The sequence below is a fragment of the Methanogenium marinum genome, from assembly GCF_028912405.1.
Lineage (GTDB): Archaea > Halobacteriota > Methanomicrobia > Methanomicrobiales > Methanomicrobiaceae > Methanogenium > Methanogenium marinum.
The window spans coordinates 1,544,778-1,563,911 of the sequence record NZ_JAKELO010000002.1 but is presented as its reverse complement, the minus strand read 5'-3'; the positions used below and the strand labels follow the sequence as shown (position 1 = coordinate 1,563,911).

At 50.4% G+C, this 19,134-nt stretch carries 21 protein-coding genes; 9 read left to right on the top strand and 12 right to left on the bottom strand.

Going from position 1 to position 19,134, the window contains the following annotated elements; translation table 11 throughout:
- Nucleotides 1-15: 15 nt before the first annotated feature.
- On the bottom strand, nt 16-3,060 hold the full coding sequence (locus tag L0665_RS07835; protein ID WP_274925135.1) for a PEGA domain-containing protein: 3,045 nt from the start codon (nt 3,058-3,060) through the stop codon (nt 16-18).
- Between the two features lie 162 nt (nt 3,061-3,222).
- Here L0665_RS07835 and L0665_RS07830 point away from each other — a divergent pair, with 162 nt between their 5' ends.
- Nucleotides 3,223-3,591, top strand: a complete 369-nt coding sequence (locus L0665_RS07830; protein ID WP_274925134.1) for a hypothetical protein — start codon at nt 3,223-3,225, stop codon at nt 3,589-3,591.
- A 36-nt stretch (nt 3,592-3,627) separates the two neighbouring features.
- On the opposite strand, the gene L0665_RS07825 is transcribed toward L0665_RS07830, so the two are convergent.
- Complete coding sequence (locus L0665_RS07825; RefSeq protein WP_274925133.1) at nt 3,628-3,837, bottom strand: hypothetical protein; 210 nt, start codon at nt 3,835-3,837, stop codon at nt 3,628-3,630.
- Between the two features lie 109 nt (nt 3,838-3,946).
- On the bottom strand, nt 3,947-5,467 hold the full coding sequence (locus tag L0665_RS07820) for an SLC13 family permease (RefSeq protein WP_274925132.1): 1,521 nt from the start codon (nt 5,465-5,467) through the stop codon (nt 3,947-3,949).
- A gap of 282 nt (nt 5,468-5,749) precedes the next feature.
- Here L0665_RS07820 and L0665_RS07815 point away from each other — a divergent pair, with 282 nt between their 5' ends.
- The 7 genes from L0665_RS07815 to L0665_RS07785 all read left to right on the top strand — a co-directional run bounded on the left by L0665_RS07815 (nt 5,750) and on the right by L0665_RS07785 (nt 11,044).
- Nucleotides 5,750-6,325 carry a hypothetical protein gene (locus tag L0665_RS07815; protein ID WP_274925131.1) on the top strand — a complete coding sequence of 192 codons (576 nt, stop codon included), beginning with the start codon at nt 5,750-5,752 and terminating at the stop codon, nt 6,323-6,325.
- A 124-nt stretch (nt 6,326-6,449) separates the two neighbouring features.
- A complete protein-coding gene (locus tag L0665_RS07810) occupies nt 6,450-7,133 on the top strand; it encodes a class I SAM-dependent methyltransferase (RefSeq protein WP_274925130.1) in 684 nt (227 codons plus the stop codon).
- Between the two features lie 34 nt (nt 7,134-7,167).
- A complete protein-coding gene (locus L0665_RS07805) occupies nt 7,168-8,700 on the top strand; it encodes an MBL fold metallo-hydrolase (protein ID WP_274925129.1) in 1,533 nt (510 codons plus the stop codon).
- Nucleotides 8,700-9,302: a DUF2115 domain-containing protein gene (locus L0665_RS07800; protein ID WP_274925128.1), complete on the top strand. Its 603-nt coding sequence runs from the start codon at nt 8,700-8,702 to the stop codon at nt 9,300-9,302. The genes L0665_RS07805 and L0665_RS07800 overlap by 1 nt, the downstream gene beginning before the upstream one ends.
- Before the next feature lie 337 nt (nt 9,303-9,639).
- Nucleotides 9,640-10,098 (top strand): GerW family sporulation protein, encoded by a 459-nt coding sequence (locus L0665_RS07795; protein ID WP_274925127.1) that lies wholly within the window; start codon nt 9,640-9,642, stop codon nt 10,096-10,098.
- A 26-nt stretch (nt 10,099-10,124) separates the two neighbouring features.
- Nucleotides 10,125-10,787 carry a DUF2953 domain-containing protein gene (locus L0665_RS07790; RefSeq protein ID WP_274925126.1) on the top strand — a complete coding sequence of 221 codons (663 nt, stop codon included), beginning with the start codon at nt 10,125-10,127 and terminating at the stop codon, nt 10,785-10,787.
- A complete protein-coding gene (locus tag L0665_RS07785) occupies nt 10,784-11,044 on the top strand; it encodes a hypothetical protein (protein ID WP_274925125.1) in 261 nt (86 codons plus the stop codon). The genes L0665_RS07790 and L0665_RS07785 overlap by 4 nt, the downstream gene beginning before the upstream one ends.
- 38 nt (nt 11,045-11,082) lie before the next feature.
- Here the strand turns inward: L0665_RS07785 and L0665_RS07780 are convergent, their stop codons facing one another.
- The 4 genes from L0665_RS07780 to L0665_RS07765 are packed head-to-tail and all read right to left on the bottom strand — an operon-like array spanning nt 11,083 to nt 14,748.
- A complete protein-coding gene (locus L0665_RS07780; protein ID WP_274925124.1) occupies nt 11,083-12,237 on the bottom strand; it encodes an ABC transporter permease in 1,155 nt (384 codons plus the stop codon).
- Complete coding sequence (locus L0665_RS07775; RefSeq protein WP_274925123.1) at nt 12,234-12,950, bottom strand: ABC transporter ATP-binding protein; 717 nt, start codon at nt 12,948-12,950, stop codon at nt 12,234-12,236. The genes L0665_RS07780 and L0665_RS07775 overlap by 4 nt, the downstream gene beginning before the upstream one ends.
- Nucleotides 12,935-14,059 (bottom strand): COG1361 S-layer family protein, encoded by a 1,125-nt coding sequence (locus tag L0665_RS07770; RefSeq protein ID WP_274925122.1) that lies wholly within the window; start codon nt 14,057-14,059, stop codon nt 12,935-12,937. Before L0665_RS07770 ends, L0665_RS07775 begins: the two co-directional genes overlap by 16 nt.
- Before the next feature lie 41 nt (nt 14,060-14,100).
- Nucleotides 14,101-14,748, bottom strand: coding sequence for a YIP1 family protein (locus L0665_RS07765; RefSeq protein WP_274925121.1), 648 nt, complete (start codon nt 14,746-14,748; stop codon nt 14,101-14,103).
- A gap of 38 nt (nt 14,749-14,786) precedes the next feature.
- On the opposite strand from L0665_RS07765, the gene L0665_RS07760 reads away from it, so the two are divergent.
- Entirely contained in the window at nt 14,787-15,011 is a 225-nt protein-coding gene (locus L0665_RS07760; RefSeq protein ID WP_274925120.1) for a hypothetical protein, read from the top strand.
- A gap of 17 nt (nt 15,012-15,028) precedes the next feature.
- Here L0665_RS07760 and L0665_RS07755 read toward each other — a convergent pair whose 3' ends face one another.
- The 5 genes from L0665_RS07755 to L0665_RS07735 all read right to left on the bottom strand — a co-directional run bounded on the left by L0665_RS07755 (nt 15,029) and on the right by L0665_RS07735 (nt 19,125).
- Nucleotides 15,029-15,232: a helix-turn-helix transcriptional regulator gene (locus L0665_RS07755; protein ID WP_274925119.1), complete on the bottom strand. Its 204-nt coding sequence runs from the start codon at nt 15,230-15,232 to the stop codon at nt 15,029-15,031.
- 22 nt (nt 15,233-15,254) lie between these two features.
- Nucleotides 15,255-15,818: a DUF2178 domain-containing protein gene (locus tag L0665_RS07750; RefSeq protein ID WP_274925118.1), complete on the bottom strand. Its 564-nt coding sequence runs from the start codon at nt 15,816-15,818 to the stop codon at nt 15,255-15,257.
- Between the two features lie 600 nt (nt 15,819-16,418).
- Nucleotides 16,419-17,174 carry an arsenate reductase/protein-tyrosine-phosphatase family protein gene (locus tag L0665_RS07745; protein WP_274925117.1) on the bottom strand — a complete coding sequence of 252 codons (756 nt, stop codon included), beginning with the start codon at nt 17,172-17,174 and terminating at the stop codon, nt 16,419-16,421.
- A gap of 18 nt (nt 17,175-17,192) precedes the next feature.
- Nucleotides 17,193-18,110 carry a cation diffusion facilitator family transporter gene (locus L0665_RS07740; protein WP_274925116.1) on the bottom strand — a complete coding sequence of 306 codons (918 nt, stop codon included), beginning with the start codon at nt 18,108-18,110 and terminating at the stop codon, nt 17,193-17,195.
- A gap of 100 nt (nt 18,111-18,210) precedes the next feature.
- Nucleotides 18,211-19,125 carry a cation diffusion facilitator family transporter gene (locus L0665_RS07735; protein ID WP_274925115.1) on the bottom strand — a complete coding sequence of 305 codons (915 nt, stop codon included), beginning with the start codon at nt 19,123-19,125 and terminating at the stop codon, nt 18,211-18,213.
- Nucleotides 19,126-19,134 lie beyond the last annotated feature (9 nt).

Genomic DNA, 19,134 nt, shown 5'->3' with positions numbered 1-19,134 from the left:
TTTTTGCATCTCTTTTTATTCATCTCCTAACCGGAATTCATACGTCACCGCAGTTTCCGGAAGGACAGTCACTCCCTGGACAGTAGTTTCATCGTCCAAAGAAAGACCAATTTCATAGGTACCAATCGGAAGGCCGTGAATCGTTGCAGGCGTTACCAAACCGGTGTAGTGGCCATAGAGGTATATTTTTGCACCCGCAGGTTTTGATGTCACAAGGAGGTCTCCGTTTGAATACGGTTCGAGAGTAAATCCAGCCTCTGCATCCAGGGTTCCGGGAAGATTATTCACCACCATTACCTGTGCATCCGGGTTATATCCCACCAGGGAACAGGCTATCAGGTGACGACCTGCGGAGAGACCGGATATTTCAGATGGAGTAGTTTCACCTGTTCTTTTGCCATCCACAAAGATCTCAGCACCTGCCGGTTCGGATGTAACAGAGACCGTGCAGGGTCCGGGTTTGGCCAGGGAAAGTGATAATGCACCGCCCTCACGCCGGTAATCCAAAGGATACGTCTGATATCCATCATCTGAGTGGACTGCAACGAATGAATCGGTATCTGTGATGGTCACCACTGCAGGCGTTGTCTGCTCCGGCAGGTTTCCGTTCACCGTAAAAATCATCGGTTCATCTGTTGCACTCTCCACCTGTACGGACGCCTCCGGGAGACTGCTGGAGAAGTCAAAGGTTGCAGGAATAAGCGCCCCCGGATAGACCCATGCCGTATTGGACTGTGAATCACCGGTGAGGGCCGATGAAACACTAATACGATGTGTTCCTTCTTTGAGACCGGCAAAGAGGGAAGGGGTCTTTTTCCCGGTCGATTTACCATCCAGACTTATCCACGCACCCGATGGCACAGATTTCACCAGTATCCCTCCCGTAGGAGAATCAGTTCTGCCATCTTCTGCAGACCCCGCGGGTGCTGCGTACGTAGGATTCAGATCAGGGGCAGGAACTGCAGAAACCGGTGTCGGCGTCACATCCGACAGAGGGACGTCAACAGGCGGATATATATTTTTTTCACCAGTACATTCCCCATCTGAAGGAGAAGAGAAGAGTGAGGACAAAAACCTGAAAATGCCTGCAAAAAACCCATTATCATCAACAGGAATATCTGCACCGCATTCTCTTTCTTCCCCGTTTTCTGTTTCTGCTCCACCAGAAACAGCGTCGGCCTCCGTTGTTGCAGTCGCCACCACAACCCTGACTATACATCCGGGAGGAGCATCAGTTGCGGCAACTCTATATGCACCACCACCGGGCGGCAGGGGCACCCTGATATGCACAAGACCCGGAACAGGAGCAAAATATTCACCTTTCAGTGGAAACCCGTTCACTGAGACAGACGGCCCATCTGCTCCTGCCCCGGTGCAGATCAGATTGAGAGTTTTTGTCCCGTTTTCCGGCAGAGTATCTGCGGGAACGATACAAATATCTCCTTCCGCCGGGACGCATCCTTCATACACCGCATATGAAAATGTATCAGGACCGGGAAGAGCACACAGGGATACGACACCCAATAGAGAGAATACATCCTCTGCCCCTCCAGCGCCACCAAGTGTGAGGGCTTTTGATGCGGAGGGGAAAAGAGAACAGATCTGATCAACCGTGCCTGCGGGAGCGAGGGAATTTGCAATATGCCGGGGAATCAGTCGTACATCCCCGGACGTAATCACAGGTTGTGGTTCAGCAGGAAGACCCGATGCCGTGTCATAGCCATGGGAAAAAAGGAGATATGACGTGATCTCTTCCCCACTTATGTCAGGCAGAATCACCGGTATCGATTCACCCCCGGCAATAAAACCGGGGTATCCAGGTGCCGTAGCCACCAGAAAAGATCCAGGGAGAGTGCCATGTGGCCCGGCGGTGAGGAGAGGGTTATCTATGCCACTGCAAAGGGGAACAAGCACACCTTCCACACGGTTCTCCCCGTCTTTCGTGATGTGTACCGGTATTTCCAGTAGCACATACCCATCCATGGTGAGGGTGAGGGTATGATTTCCGGTAATGAGAAACAGAGGGTCAGTGTCTGCTGCCCCACTATATGTTCCGTCCACAGCGACAGTAGCACCCGCCGGATGAGAAACCACTGTGCATGGGGCGGTGATCCCGGTAAGTGCAAAGGAAACCGTGGCATTGGAACCGTCTGCCACCCAGACCCATTCCTTATCCGGAGTCTCATATCCCTCCCGCTGCACCGTGACTCCATAATATCCCACCGGCATTTCCGGGATGGATACATTGGTCAGATACTCACTTACCGCACCGTCAATCACCACTGCGGCATCCACCGGTGCAGAGAGAACAGTCAGTGTACCAAGTGCAGGCGCCCAGACATCTACTCCTCCATCATTATCACCGGACGGAACCTCCGGGGGTTGTCCACCGCTTGATTCATATATTTCGATGCGTGAAACAGACTGTACAGACAATCCGGTGCTGGCGGGCAGACCCTCCTGGAAAAAGTGCCAGTATTCCTCCGGGAGAGCAGCCCGCATATCACTGTTGCCAAAAATATGCTTGCCCCCCAGATTAACCGAAGTGTCTGCAAAAAACTGGAGCCGCATTCCGTCAGAGTATCCCGCACCGGCCTTCTGACCGTCTTTTTCCCAGGCAAGAACCATTCTGCCCTGCCGGGCTGGTGGTGTATACACATTTGCGTAGGGAAAGGACTTCCTGAACCCGTCATCGGCACGGATGAGAATCACGTCCCCCTTATGTGCACCGCCTGCGAGATCACAGAGTGCGGCCACATCCGTGCCCCTGACAGCACCCATGTCTTTATTCGGATAACAATTGATGTCCTCATCTGGATTCCATGGGTCTTCTGATTCATCAAAAACTGGTCCCTGCAGATAATAATGAGTAGTGCCATCTCCCATTACGGGGAGATTCTCTTCCATCCATACAATGGTGAACGATTCCTCATATTCCGGCTCGCTGTCTCCTGAGGCATAGCGCGCCACGGTAACCGTATCTGTGGCCATAACGGGGAGAATGAAAAGCCCGAGGAGCAATATAAGCAGAATACCAGAACGGCAGATACGAATGACCACAATAACACCAGATTCGAAAAGGTCTGCTTCCTGGGTTTAAAACACTAATGATTTATTAAGAGCAATATTAACTAAACATGATTTACACCCATCAAATAATCCCCCCACCCCTTCGCATATCTGCCGCCACATTTACGGTGCAGGACGGCAACATTCACACATATGCTCCATCCTCAGGAACGGACTGCCATCATCCTTATCACAGGGGTTCTCATTTTGCTGGCAGTGATGTCATTTCTGATTGAATCAGCAGGAGAAGAACCATTTGCAATACCATTCTCAGAGACACTTGAGGACGGAACCCTTGCTGTGCTCACAGGTAGTGTTACAGTAGCAGCCAATACCCGAACAGGAGGCCACCTCATGTTCACCATAAACAATACATCCGTCTTTGTACCAGGTGGCGCTCTGGATGAACCTGAAAATATCATAGGAGAAACGGCCAGGGTAATCGGCATAGTTCAGACGTATCGCGAAAAAAAAGAGATAATCGTTGAGCACCCGGAAGACGTTATCCTCCAGCCTCAGTGAATCCGGCACATTTTACCAGAATATATTTGCGTTATGTCATTCTTTAATCGAGAGGCGATCAAATGACTTTCCTTTTTTTGCCTTTTCCTTTGAGTTCTGGTCCCGTTCACCAGGGACAGGCCGTCCCTCAGATGTGAGAGGGCTGGCTGACACCTCATCAACACTGGCCTTTGTATCATGAGCCCGCTTTCCTTCTACGCCCAGTCCCTCATCAAGATCCGATTTTATGAAGCGTTCCCGTGCCATACTGAAAACGTTGACCCGGAAGGCAATAACGTTACTACCTTCGGCATATGATTCATGCCGGGAAAAAAACTGCAAAGAGAAAAAAAGAGGAAAATATATGCTCTCTTTTTCAGGGACCAAGCACTGGTTCCAGTGCCCACGTTGGGATCTCAGAACCAATACCAAGAGCCCAGGTGATGATGGTGAACATCATCACGGTCAGAATACCAATACCAATGAAGTTAAGCACCCACCCGGAGCGCATCATATCATGCATAGTGATGTAGCCCGAACCATAGGCTACCGCATTCGGCGGGGTCGCAACCGGCAGCATAAATGCCATCGATGCAGCAAAGGTTGCGGTGAGCATCAGGATCCACGGATGAATACCCATCGAAAGGGAGGTTACAGCCATGATCGGGATCATCACCGATGCCATCGCAGTGTTTGATGTCACCTCGGTCAAAAAGGAGACGATAACCGCCACAGCAACCACTGCCACTACGATCGGGAGACCATGGAATATCGTGAACGTGTTGATTATTTCCTGAGCAAGCCCAGAGGCAATAAATGCCTTAGAAAGGGCAATTCCACCACCAAAGAGAATCAGAATACCCCAGGGGATTTTCTTTGCCCATTCCCAGTTCATAGTATATATGCCCTGTTTCCGGTCAACCGGCAACAGGAAGAGCAGGAGAGCCCCTGCGATTGCAATGGTGGAATCATGCACCCACGGCATATACGTATTGATACCGGGAATAATAAATCCACCAATATCCTTCTCAGAACGCATAATCCAGGCAACCGCGGTTAGTACAAAGACCATCAGGGTCCACCGTTCACCTTTGCTCATCGGGCCCAGTTCAGAAATACGCTGCTGGATAATATCATGCCCGTGGGAAATCTTCTTCGGCATATTTCGGTACGGCCCGTAGGTGAGCCATGCCCATGCGATCGGGAGGAAGACTATGGCAAGTGGCAGCCCGAACTTCATCCAGGTGAAGAAATCAATGGTCGGCGCAGTGGGAAATATCGTCTCCATCTGTGCGAGGAATATGCCGTTAGGCGGAGTACCGATGATCGTTGCAAGACCACCAATACTGGCTGCATAGGCGATGGAAATAACAATACATTCTGCAAAGTCACGCTGTGGCTTGTCCATATCTTCAAGTTTCAGGTCATTTTTCGGTAGAATCGTGGCGATGATGGCAATTGCAATGGGGACCATCATCATCGCAGTTGCCGTATTTGATATCCACATCGAGAGAAACGCAGTTGCAACCATAAACCCAAAAATAAGCATACGTGAATTAGAGCCCGCCTTATTCAGAATCGCGAGTGCAATTCGTTCATGCAGGCCCCAGCGCTGCATGGACATCGCAATGATAAAACCCCCCATAAAAAGGAAGATGACCTTGTCAGCATACGGAGCTGTCGCCTCAGTGGCTGTCAGCACACCCAGGGCGGGAAAGAGTACGATGGGCAAAAGAGCTGTCGCCTGGATGGGAATTGCCTCTGTGATCCACCATATAACCATGAGGAGTGTGGAGGCGGCGGTCGCCTGCACCGGGAAAAAGGCGGGGTCCATGGGCCAAAGAAGAATGATAAAGAATACCAGAACCCCAACGATTTTTCCGATTGTCTTTTTCATACGGTAAAAGTTACGGTTCGTATGATATAAATCACATATCTTTTAAAAAAGTCGCACAAATCAGGTTGTTTTTAAGAAATAAAGACAATTTATCCATTTTTCAATAAATACGCCCATCCAACACGGGATTTTATGAAATATCCACTAAATTCAACTGAATAACCAAAAGATGCCTGTATTTTTGGTATTACCATAGCCCGACATACGTTCCATCAGAAAAAAAGCATAAACCCAAAGACCTTTTTCTTTGCGCGGACATATCCACATTCAGGAAGTGATTCGGTGGTACCTGCACTTGAATGGAATCGGTATGAGAAAGAAAAGCCCGTCATCTGGGTGGCTCTTGTAGTTATAGCTGTATTATTGGAATTTTACTGCCATCTGATTCTGGGCATCTCTATTGTCTACACCTCATTTTCATATCTTTTGATCGCCATTGGCGGTTTTTGGTACAGAAACGGAGTCATCTATATGGGTGCAGCACTGGGAACGCTCCACATCGTTGACGGATATCTGCTGACAGGCATCTTTGAGCCAGCCATTGTCATGCGTGGCCTGATGTACTTCGTAGTAGCAGTCATCATCTGGGTAATCTCCGGGATGGCAGAAAAGGAGCACTTTGCTCTCGTCGGGTATATCACTGAGACAGCTCTGCGCCTGAAGGAGCCCTTACATGACATCAGCAAAAATCTCGAGGGATTAGCAGACGAAGTCGCTGACGAAGAGATACGTGATCAGATTCTGATTCAGGCGTCCCACGCTGCACAGGCATCTGAAACTATCCGGGAACTGAACCGCGACATTCTATCCCAGACAAAAGATATTCCTGACGCATACCGAGAGTACCTCTCAAAATAACAGGGCACCCTGCCCAACCCTTTTTTCTGATACAGAACATATATTTTGTAAAGGCCAATACCGGCCACCGATACGCATGAACGAACATACACTTATTCATATCACGCAAGGCAGTCTGCGGCACATGAACCCGGTGACAGACTCGGCAATCCTTGAGGCAGGACGGGTTGCAGGCATCGGGAAAGAGAGTCTCATCATCGACGCCGGGGCTGGCAACGGAACAGCACTCATTCTGCTTGCAGATACCTACGGTTGTGCCGGATCCGGCATCGACATCCGGGAGGATGCCTGTAAGGCGGCCACGGCTGCCGCAGCCCGTGCAGGTCTCTCAGACCGCCTGGAATTTATCTGCGGAGACGCGGCAACAGCAGCAATCCCAGAGGAACCCGACCTTGTCATCGCCCTTGGATCTGTTGACTGCTGGGGCGGGCCTGATGAGGCAATCAGTGCCTGTGCTGAAATCGCCGGAAAGAACGGTTCCATCCTCTTTGGGGATCGGGTCTGGAAGGGGACATGCACACCCCCTGAATTTGCCCGCGAATGGCCAGAGGTGCGAACCTTATATGAACTAATCACTGCAGGCCGCGAAGCTGGCCTGAAGCCTGTATGGCTATGGCATGCAACACCTGCAGACTGGGACCGGTACGAGTCCGGCATCTGGACCCACACAGCCGCATGGTTGCGGGAACAACCCGAGGCTCCGGAATCAGACGAACTTGCAGCATATTTTGAGGCCATACAGGACGAATATATCCTCTTTGGACGGGATTCCATCGGTTGGGCAATGATTTTGTTTAGTCCGGCCTGAATTCACAGAAAAACAGTATAAATGGAATAAAACCATGAACCAATATGCATTTGTCACCACCATACCCATTCAGACCGGCGGCCTTCAGCGTGGTGTCACCATCATTACTGACCATAACGGCAATATCAACAGAATTCATTTCGACCGGGGCATCGACCCGCACACAGCTTTCTTTGAAGTAACTGCCACCCCGGAAGAGTACGAGAAGATCCGCCAGGGACTCGCAGATATCGGATATCTGCAAACTTCCCTTGAGACCTTCGCGTCCCTGAAGATTCATATTCACCTGCCACATGAATCAGGAGCACTCAATGATTTTCTGACGATGACCACCGGAGCGGGGGCTCAGATCACCTCCATCACCTTCGATGACGCAGGCATTCACCCTGACCGGGTCACCATCAGCATGAACGTACGTGAAAGCAACCCTGCTGAAGAACTCCTTGATGCACTCAAGTCACGTTACCCGATTGAGGTGCTGGAGTTCGACAAAACGGGTAAAAGCCTCGATGACACGGTTTTTTATCTACGTTTTGCCCAGAAGATGCGCACACTCATTGATACCAGAGACGACGATTTCCTATTGCGGTTCCTTGGTGACATAAATCATACTGCACAGGATCTGACAGCACGCGGAGAAGACCCAAAGACGGTGTTCCGGAATGTCCTGGAGGCAGGTGAGTATATCGCAGCCACTTGTGGAGATGGATTCTATGCAGATGTCCAGATACTGACCCTCTCCGAAGAGGTAACTCTCTATGCCATCCAGCTTCCCAGCGGTGGAAATATCTACCTGTTCCGGGCACTGGATGGATTCCAAATGCTGGATACCGGCTATGCTGTTTATAACCCGGACGTGATGCAGCTCTTTGCAACATACGGTCTCCCGGTTGCAGAAGAGTTGACCCGCATCATCACCTCCCACGGGGATGCAGATCACTGCGGAGCAGGAGGATTTTTCGACGTCCCCACCCTAATGCACCCTGCCACCCAAGAGATCATCCGAACCGGCAACCGTGCATGGGGATCGCGAAATGAGGGCATGGTGCTCGAAGAGATATACACCACCATGATTGCCCTCTACTCACGATGGAATCCTCCGGCAGAGAAGAATATCCATCTCATCAAACCGGAAACAGAAGAGAAACGCTCCATATTTCCTGTCATATGCCGCCTCACCATCGGCGATCTCGTCTTTGAAGTACTGGAGACACCGGGCGGTCACCAGGTAGGCGAACTCGTGCTCTACTGCCCGGAGGAAGGATATCTCTTCACCTCCGACAGTCTCATGAACTTTTCAAGCCTCACAGAAGAACGGCGCCGCTACAACTCCTATGCTGACTATCTCGTTACATCCGTAAACGTCGATTCTGATCTTGCACGGGCCGAGCGGCGTGCCCTCTCCTGGATTGCACAGGAGTTCACAGAAAAAACCGGCAAAGTGTGCACCATTTTCGGTGGACATGGGGCAGTATCAGAGTACCGGGACGGCACACTTACGGTGAAAGGCACCATCGAGCACTACACCCATGCCAGGGGCAGGGTAATTCCGGAGGAACGGGCCTGATGCGCAGCGTCGCCGACCCGGTGATGGAGATCCGCCGGATTGCAGCGGGTATGGCGGCAGCAAAGACAAAGGGGGATCTTGGTGAATTTCTCGCCCGCGAGGTGAGACGGTTCGGGCACTATGACCTTGCGGTACTCAGCGCACGGGTCAGGCAGGAAACAGACATCCTGCCCAACCCCTACCGTGAACAGTTCCGCCCGTATGCGGATAAGTGGTTCTTCGGTCGGTACCATGAACTCCTGAAATGTGACCGGACATATGGATGGACACAGATGCAGGTTCCTGTCACTGACCGTGAGACCTTTGAAAAATTCTGCCACATGATCCCGGATGCCTGCTTCCGGAACGAAGATGACACACCCTATCCCGGAGATAACGAGGCAATGGTGCCGTTTTACCACCTTTTTTATTACCTCCTCTGTGCGTTTGCAATGTATGTATGTGATGAACCAGGTCACCCGGAGGGAACACCATTTCCCGGCGGATTTACGGTGCACAAAAAAAACGGTGCTTTTTATTGTGCTATCCGGGACAAGGAAGAGGAAATATGGCATTCGATCTGCAACTTCTGTCCGGCCCTGCAGGACCCGGAAAACCCCTAAATAACGGATTTCGTGGACCTGCAGGATATATCAACCTGCAAAAAACGGATGTGACACATCACAAATATCACAGCATAAAGCGCGAAGACAAGGTCACAACACATATTCGTGGGAGAACTCCTTTGTCTCTGTAAGGATCACCAAAATATTATTTCAGGGAACGGAGCATCACCATCAGGGCAAAGAAGAATGTAATATAAATGTCTGTTGCGCCACCCATCCACTGCAATATAAAAGGCCAATCTCAGAGCAGAACATATATTTGTCGTGATTTGAATGATGAGGATGCGGTAACCTTAACACGTACGGGAATATATCTAAGGCTGGTGATAATTAGATGTCAGGAGAAGACTTCTTTAAACTTGCAACCGATGAACTTGACAGCCTCATCAATGCCAATACCATAATGGGCGATGCGATCGATACCGGGGACAAAATGATCATTCCCATCGCCTCATTCGGATTTGGATTCGGTGGCGGTATGGCAAAAGGAAACGGAAAAGAGGCATCAAAGGGTGAAGCCAGCGGCGAAGGGGCCGGAGCCGGAGCCGGTGGCGGCGTCTCACCCGTGGCACTTATCATCCTGCACAAGAAACTGACAGGAATTGAGAGCGTTCAGGTGATCTCCCTCAAAAAGCACACTGCCATATCAGAGGCCATTGCCACCATCGGTGAGAACGTCCTCCCGCAGGTGACAGAAACCCTGAAAGCGATGACAAAAAAGGGTGAGCCGGCAGAAAAGACTGAAGAGTCCGAAGCACCGGCTGAAGTACCGGAAGAGACAGACAAAGCATAAACGGGATATTCCCTACTCTTCTTTTTATGATATACGGGATTCTTCTCACCACAGCGGCGCTTCTCATCGTCTTTATTGCAGCCCTGCTCATCATTCTCTGGGCAGTGCCGGTAACCATCAGCGGCAGGGGTAAACTCTGCCAGGACACACCGACACTCTTCTTTGGACTTTGTGCAAAGTGGGGAATTATTACCCTGCATGCGAATGCTCTGGATGAATCCACCATCAATGTGTCTCTCTTCGGGCGAACATTTCAAAAAATCCTGCCAGATATCACTCTGAATGAATCGCCGGAGAAAGAAGAGCAGGAATCTCCACAAGAGGGGGAGGGAGAAAACGGCGAAGAGAAAACTGCACCTGATATCGTAGGCATAGCGGATGCTGTGCTGCCACAGATTGGTCCTCTTCTGCACCAAATAGCAATTGATCATCTTCGGGCCAGAGTCCGATTCGGACTGGGCGATGCCGCCCTGACAGGAGAGGCATTTGGCCTTCTGATGGCCATCCGTGGCATGCTGATGGCGACAGGGGGGAAAGTATCCCTTGCAGCCGAGGCAGAATTCCATGATAATGTGGTGGAAGGGGATGCGGATGGGGCCATCCGGGTTGCCCATCCCCTCGCCCTTGTGCCGCCTGTAGTCAGAATCATCCGCCATCCGGCGGTATGGAAAATGGTGAGGAGCCAATGAAAGAGACAATCGGAATTGATAGTCCTTACACACAGGGTAACATGACCATCTTCCCGGTATTTCAAAGCCGGACAACGGTGTTTACAGGAGGAGGTATGGGTGAAAAAAAACCGCTTGGTCTCCTGATACACGCGGGCACCAACCTCTCCATCGTCTCGTTCACCGGATCATATGCATGGTGGACGGATCTCACACATAACTATCCGGATTTACAGACACTGTACCCTGTTTTTCCAGAAGAAGTAAATATACCATAAAATTCTGAAAAAACCCAGAAAAAATAAGATAAATTATTTTACTCAAACCGGAGTGCTTCAATCGGGTTGAGATTCGCTGCTTTCCACGCCGGATAAAGACCGGATGCAAGCGTTACGATAAGCCCGATACCCATCCCGTATGGGATATAGAAGAGCGTTTCTGCATTGAAAAGGTAGGACGTGTCCTGCAACATGACGGAAATAGCAATGTAGCCACCTGCAAAAGAAAGGATGCCGCCAATACCTGACCCTATAAGTCCCAGAATAAACGCCTCGTAAAGGAACATCCGCATCACTTCAAACCGTTTTGTCCCGATACTCCGGATAATGCCGATCTCTTTTATCCGCTCGGTCACTGACATCATCTGGACATTGAAGATGGAGACACCGGCGACAACAAGAGAGATGCCACCGATTGCCGTTGTAAAGACCGAGATCTGGTTAAAAGTCTCGACAATCATCTCAAGGATCATCCGGGTATCGTAGACAGTCACCTCATCGTCCCGCCGGTTGAGTGTCCGCTCCACTGCCAGTTTGACCGCATCAATGTCATTGATGTCACGCACCTTGACGATCACCTGGTCATAGTTTTCCTGATTGTAGGCTGAAGAGTACCACCGGTCAGATACAATGAGTGCGTTGTCCGGGTTGATATCAAAGCCCATACCCTGTTCTTCAAGAATGCCTGTGATGCGCACAGTCTCATTGCCGACTTTGACCCGGCTGCCCGTCTTCAGGTCATACTCATCTGCAAGCGTGGCACCGGCAAGGGCCCCGCTGGTACTTCGGGGGACGATGCCGTCGGCAATATCGACCATTAAGGGAATTTTGTCCGGGCTGATGCCATAGAGAGATGCCACTGTCTTATCAGGCCCAATCTCTATTCTGTCTGCGCCGGCATAGATGGGCACTGCATCATTGGGGGCGACCACACGGATTATCTGCTGGAGTTGCCTGTCTGTTATAAGGGCATCCGTTGCCACCATATTCTGGCCCGGCTGACCTACGACAGGAACAATAATAACAGAGTCTCCCACCGAAGAGAGAGAATCAGTAACAGAAAGCGTAAGCGAACTGCCGAGCATGCCCATGGAAGAGATCGCAACCACACCTATAACAATGCCTGCTGCTGCCAGAAATGAACGCAGCATGTTGAGGCGTATGTTGCGTTTGGCGATTTCAAAGAATATCATGCAACCTTCCCGTCCACAATGGTTATCCTCCGACTCGCATAGGCTGCGACGTCGGCATCATGTGTGACCATGATGATGGTTTTCCCCCGGCGATTCACCTCTAAAAGCATGTCCATGATCAACCGTCCGGTTGCCTGATCCAGATTTCCTGTCGGTTCATCACAGAGCAGAATCGCCGGGTCATTAATGAGTGCCCGGGCGATGGCCACCCGCTGCTGTTGTCCACCTGAGAGCTCCTTTGGCTTGTGTGCGAGCATCTGTTCGGTAAGGCCGACCTTCAGCAGGAGATCCCGTGCACGGGAATTGCCCTTCACTGCCTGCCGGCTCTTGAGAATCATGGGATATTCCACATTCTCAAGGACGGTCAAAAGCGGAATTAAATTGAACTGCTGAAAGATGAAGCCGATACGATCCCGCCGCAGTTCAGTGAGATCATCATCCGACAATGTGCGGGTATCACGACCATCAATATAGAGGTCTCCTGACGTTGGAACATCCAGGCTGCCAATGAGATTTAGAAGGGTGGATTTCCCGGATCCCGAAGGACCCATGATTGCAATAAACTCACCCGGCATCACAGCAACGCAGACCCTGTCCAGTGCCACTACATCACCAAAGGGGAGGGAGTAGACCTTTGTTGCCTCCTCCAGCCGGATGACTGCGTCTTCAGGAAGTTTTTCAGCACATACCGGTCTTTTCACTTCTTCTTCCATGAGTAGTAGATGACGCCGGCAACAGCCGCCGCACATATGATAACGATCACAATCCAGACAACAGGCAACTCATCGCCCGCTCCAGAGCTGCTTTTGCCAGGAAGCACAGCGGAGGAGAGCGGGAGGGTAAGCTGGGACGAGTAAAGGTTTCCGTCCTTATCCTTATAATCCGTGATCAGCAGGACATTCTCTGTGCCCGTTTCAGCTGAGAAGGTCACTTCAAAGCTCGCAAAGTCATCCGGTTCAAGCGCACCGACCACATAGGACCGATACGGGTCCACAGGAACAGCAGGCGATCCGGTGGTGACCTGAACTGATTTCGCATCTTCCAGTCCCGCGTTGGTGACATCACCGGTGATGATATAGTAATCCCCTTCCGGTGTGACCACAATATTGTTGAGAACAATCTCTGCCTGTTTGCGGTCGGTACCGAAGGTGACCGGCACTGCTGTGGTGACCTCATGGTCATTCATCCCGTTACGGTAATGAACCGTAAACTCCATCGGAGTCTCTGAATAGGGGGTAACCGAAAAGGTTGCATCAGCTGCCTGATCAGGGGAGAGGGTGCCAATGAAATGCGATGTTTCAGTTGTATCATACCCATTCAGCATCGGGGTGATAACAACCCCGTTCACGGTGTTTTCCCGTGGGTTTCCAACCATGATAGTGACGTCTTCCTTTTTGCCTGAGGTAAAGGCATCCGGACGGTCATTCACTGAAACCGAGAGTCCGGTGTTCTCCACTTTAACCGGAACCCGGTAGCGCAGACTTGAGGCGTCCCGCAGATCGAGGTAGAAGAGGGGATAGTAGATGCCATCCGCTGCATCTGCCACTATCGTAAAAGTGAACTGCAGGCTATTACCCGGCCCGATGGAGCCTACTGAGCCGTAATTCTCGTCCCCCATGACATCCAGTTCATTGGAATAAAGTTTTGCCCGTGCTATTGCAACGGGCATTGTGCCGGTGTTTGTTACGGTGACCTTCACCGTCCCGCTGTCACCATACATGAACACACCAGGGTCAATGGCCACATCAGTGACTCCAAGCTGGCCCTCAACGGTTGTTGAGGAATCAGCTGCCATTGCCGGGACAATACAGAGTCCCAGCATAATACAAAAAACAGATATCAGATATCGAAATTTCATTTCAATCACCCTATATATGGAAGGAATGTTATCAGACAGTAGATCACGACCGGAATACCGACGGTAATTAATGCATCTTTTCCTGAGATACTTCGTGCCTCCTGCATCCCGAACACCCAGATGTTAGCACTCCAGAGAACAAAAATGAGCGATACGACACCCGCTATTGTCATGGAAGGGCTGGACATAATTTCTGTTAAGGCTGCACTTATCTGCATCGGGTCAGATACCGGACGTATGGTCACATCCGAGAGCGCGAAGTAGATGATGATTCCAGAGAGGATGCTCCCGAATACCATCGGCAGGGTGCCATAACCGGTCACCGCAAGGGTGCGCTGGAAATCCCCCTTCCCTCCCCGCAGAGCGGAAATACCATGGAAAATGGCGGCAATAATGACCCAGAATAACAGAGCGCCGATGAACGCTGAGAAAACACCGATGCCAATCATCAGTGATTCCATCCCTGCAATTTCAGTTGGCATCATTCCCATTGTGACGGATGATACATTCGCAGCTGATAAAGCGGCCACAATTCCATACAGCAGTACAATCAGAAGAGGCATTTTCAGGTCCGGTTTATCCCCTTCAAAACGGCCGTTAAAGAAGGCCGCCGGCCGAAGTAAAATATCGGCAATATTCGTCATGATACTCATTGATACTCCATACTAACTAATATATTCACAGGTTGAAAATGACCATTATGAACCGCAGACGGGATGCAGGGTTCGCGGGCATCGGAATCTGCATAATCATTCTTTTCACCATTTTTGCACCGGTAGTCCTTGCAATCATCGCAGGCTGCATCATTGGTGCTTTTCTTGTATATGCCATACTTCTCACGACACCCGCCGCATACAGTGACGAAGAGCAGGAAATCACTGAAGACGAGATCCTCTTTGTGTACGATGACATCTGACATGGATACAGCACAGATCATTTGTCTTCATCTCCGAACAGGAACAGTTCATCAATTGACGTTTCAAGCGCACACGCAACCTGCCAGGCAAGCCTGAGTGATGGGTTGTACTTTCCCTTCTCGAGAAAGACAATCGTCTCACGACGGACACCGACCGCATCTGCAAGGGCTGCCTGTGTCATGTTCGTCCGCGCCCGAAACTCCTTCATGCGTGTCTGCATCCACTCGCCCTCCGGGTATTCATCAGTAAACGTCACCCCGCCGGTTGTAATACCACTGGAAGAAGAGGGCGGACCCAATCATCAGAAACAGCAGACTGCCGAGGATAGTTGATACCTGCACCTTAAGGAGATCCAGCATATCCAGCCAGAAGAAAAGGATGACTGCCATGAAGGTGATATACCATGAGTACGCTGTCCCGTAACTGCCAATTTTCTGTGAGCGTTCGTCAACGATCCGTTTGTCTTCAGAACGTGCAAGCCAGATACCGCCAACGAATGCCATGATCAGACCACAGGTGATAAGAATTCCTCCCTCATCGGGGATGGTACCTGAGATAACCCCAAGAAGACCTGCCACCACCATCACCACACCCACCAGAGCCATGCCCATGAAATAGTGATGTCCTGCATGGACTTTCACCACAGTCAATACAATCATTAGAATTCCGAGGGCTACCAGGATGGCAAGGCCCTGAGTATCGACTGTACCTCCTGAGATAAACCAGGCTGCAACCGCAGCCGCGATAGCCAGAAGGCCAAATGCAATGCCCCACCACAATTTTTTCATTTCGTTTTTTTCATCCATATGAGATCTACCCAACATAATGTTATATTGTTCTAACATATTGTTTGCTATACCTCACATATATAGATAACTGCCATCAGTGCCCACCGTCACGAACGGGTGAGAGAGAGAGGAAAAACCAAAATTCAGCGGGCATTCCAAATCCGGAAAGCCCTAATAGGCAGATGGTGATTTTTTCGGACAGTCCTAACATGCAATCGCGCAGGTAAAGACAGAGACCGAAACAGTTCGAAGGTTCCTGATGGGAAGACAAATTCACCACCATCACATTATTTCCCGGCACATCCCAATTCGCATCCATCACACGGGTTGCCTCCCCCTACAGACAGGAGTAGGATAACAACAAACCAGGCGCGAAAGATGAGGGATAAACTAATTCAGTGATGATACCATGGCAAAAAGCCCCCACTGGTGGGATACTGCCATCCTAAATTATGAAGTGAATATTCAGACACATACGCTGAGAAGGCTGAATTCTTCCAAAATTTATGCGAAGGTAAAACCGTGCGGGCCAGACACCGACAGACAACCCCTCCTGCAAGACATCGACTGAAAAAAGGGAAAAATTCGGAGAAAGATGAGACAAAAAGCCTATATCAGTTATTTCAGGCCGCCGGCTTTCATCGCAGCAAGGCGCACCACCGACTCGGGGATACCTTCGTAGCGTCTGCCCCCAGAACATTCTCCCTCTGACCCGTCACAGGTCCCACACATCGAACATGTCTTCGGCACGTAGATAGGAACAATTTTTTCAAAAGGTACATTATTGAATAAAAGCTGCACCGGGCCGTCTTCTTCTGTGATGGTGCAGGGAATACCCTGCCTCTCCAACAGAGAACATATGTCACGAATGACCTCCTGCAGAGGGCGGCTGGTATCAGAACAGAGAACAACGGAGGGTATCGGCCCGTCCGGTCGTTGCCAGGTGATGGTGACCCCTGCCGCTGCGGCTCCAAAAGTCTCATCCACCCATGCAAAGACAAGGTCACGCACACGCCGAAATCCCTCCAGGACATCCCCGCCACTCCCCTCTATTTGTGAGGGATCGGAGATCGGATGGTCAATCACCCTGCGGGCAGGCGGTAATACCAGGCACGTACCTGAACAGTCACAGAGCCGTGCAATGGTGTCAAACTGCCGGCCCATAAACTCCTCCAGTGATTTTGGTGCATGCCCCGCCATTGGAATACCCACCTCTTCCATCACACGGATGGTATATGCATTCATTGACGAACTCGGATAGTTGCCCGCCGAGAATGCAGTATACTGTTCCCCATACCGGGCGTTCAGGTATGCCTCGGCTATTTGTGATCTCCCTGCATTGTGATTGCAGACAAAAAGAATGTCCTGTGTCATAGTTCCGTATCTCTCACACTATTTTGAATGCAGGGCATCCTTATCACTATCTTTCTCAACATCAGGTGGTCTCACACCATTATTGTACGGATCGATATGCACCACAACATCCACCATACCATCCAATTCCGTTTTCAGACGATCGCGGACCCGGTTGCCAATGATATGACCTTCACGAACGGTTATCTCCGGGTCAACCACCACATGCAGATCACAGAAAATCTCGCCTGGTTTCCCCCGGCACCGGAAATCATGATAGCTGCGTACGCCTTCCGTTGTATTCATAATTGCATCAATTTTGTCATAATCAACCGGAGCGGATGCGTCAGCGAGCACCTCAACGGCATTATAGAGAATCTCCACTCCCATCTTTCCAATGAGTACGGCAATCCCAAGTGCAATGATGGCATCTGCAACCGGATACCCCAGACTGACAAAGACAAAGCCAGCCAGAACAGAGAGTGAAACGAAGATGTCGCTTGCGGTGTGTTGTGAATCAGCCAGCAGAAATGAACTCTCCTCCTCTCTGCCCACGCGGCGTTCATAGAGGGTGATGGTGATATTCACACAGATGGTTCCAACCATCACTGCAACCGTGAGTGGAGTTATATCAGGAACATCTCCGGAAAAGAAGCGTCCAAACCCCTCATATCCGACAAAAGTTGCAGTGATAAGAAGGAGTATTCCAACGACCAGTGTCCCGATGGTCTCAAACTTGCCGTGGCCATACTGGTGTTGGGAATCCGGTGGGGCATCGGCGACATAAATACTGATGAGCCCAACGATGTTTGAGACAGAATCAAAGAGCGAATGGACTGCATCAGCCACCATACTCACAGAGCCTGCAAGTGCTCCGACAATTCCTTTTGCAATAGATACACAAAGGTTTAGGAAAAAGGTGAGGATGAGAGTCTTACGGACACGCGAGTAATTCACAGATTATCAGAATGATTCTAAATCGGCATAAAATAAGGCTTTCTTACGGTGCAACACAGGAATACCTGTACAGCCAAACACAGGCCGTTTTTTATGGGATTCAACCCTGCCCATCCCCTGAACGCCGGTGTGGCGGCAGGTTTGTTGGTATGCATGTACCATCATCAGGGTCTGTGTGAATGATCACATCCACAATGCCTGCAGATTCATCTATGAGGCGATCATGCACCAGATCCACAATATCGTGACCTTCCCGTACCGTGATACCGGCATCAACGATGACGTGGAGATCACAATAAATTTCTCCGGGTTTCCCACGGCACCGGATCTCATGATACCCGACAACTCCCGGAGTGTTCATAATTATCGCAGAGAACGCTTCATAATCAACATCAGGCGGTAGATCAGTGAGAACACCCGTTGCATCTCTCACAACTTCCACGCCCATCCTCCCGATTACCGCAGCGATGATGAGCCCGACCACGGCATCAGCCACCGGATATCCCAGACGGATAAAAAGAAAACCGACGAGAACCGATACCGAGACTCCTACATCACTGAAGGTGTGCTTCGCGTCAGCAAGAAGAAAGGAACTTCCCTCTTTTTTCCCAACCCTGCGTTCATACCAGGTAACACCAAGGTTGACGAAGATAGTAGCAAGCATCACCTCTACAGTAAGAAGAGTGATCTGTGGCACAGATCCTGAAAAAAACCGCCCCAATGCTTCCCAGGCAACGATACCTGTCGTGAGGAAGAGAAGCCCACCAACAAACAGTGCTCCCATGGTCTCATATTTCCCATGGCCATATGGGTGTTCAAAATCAGGGGGCATTCCGGATATGCGTACAGCAATCAGGCCAACGATGTTGGATACGGAATCAAAGAGTGAATGGACTGCATCTGCAACCATACTCACAGAACCAGCCCATGCACCCACTACCCCCTTCGCCACTGAAACAGAGATGTTCAGGACAAGGGTGATGAGGAGTGTTTTCCGTACATTCCGGTAATCCACTGATTATCA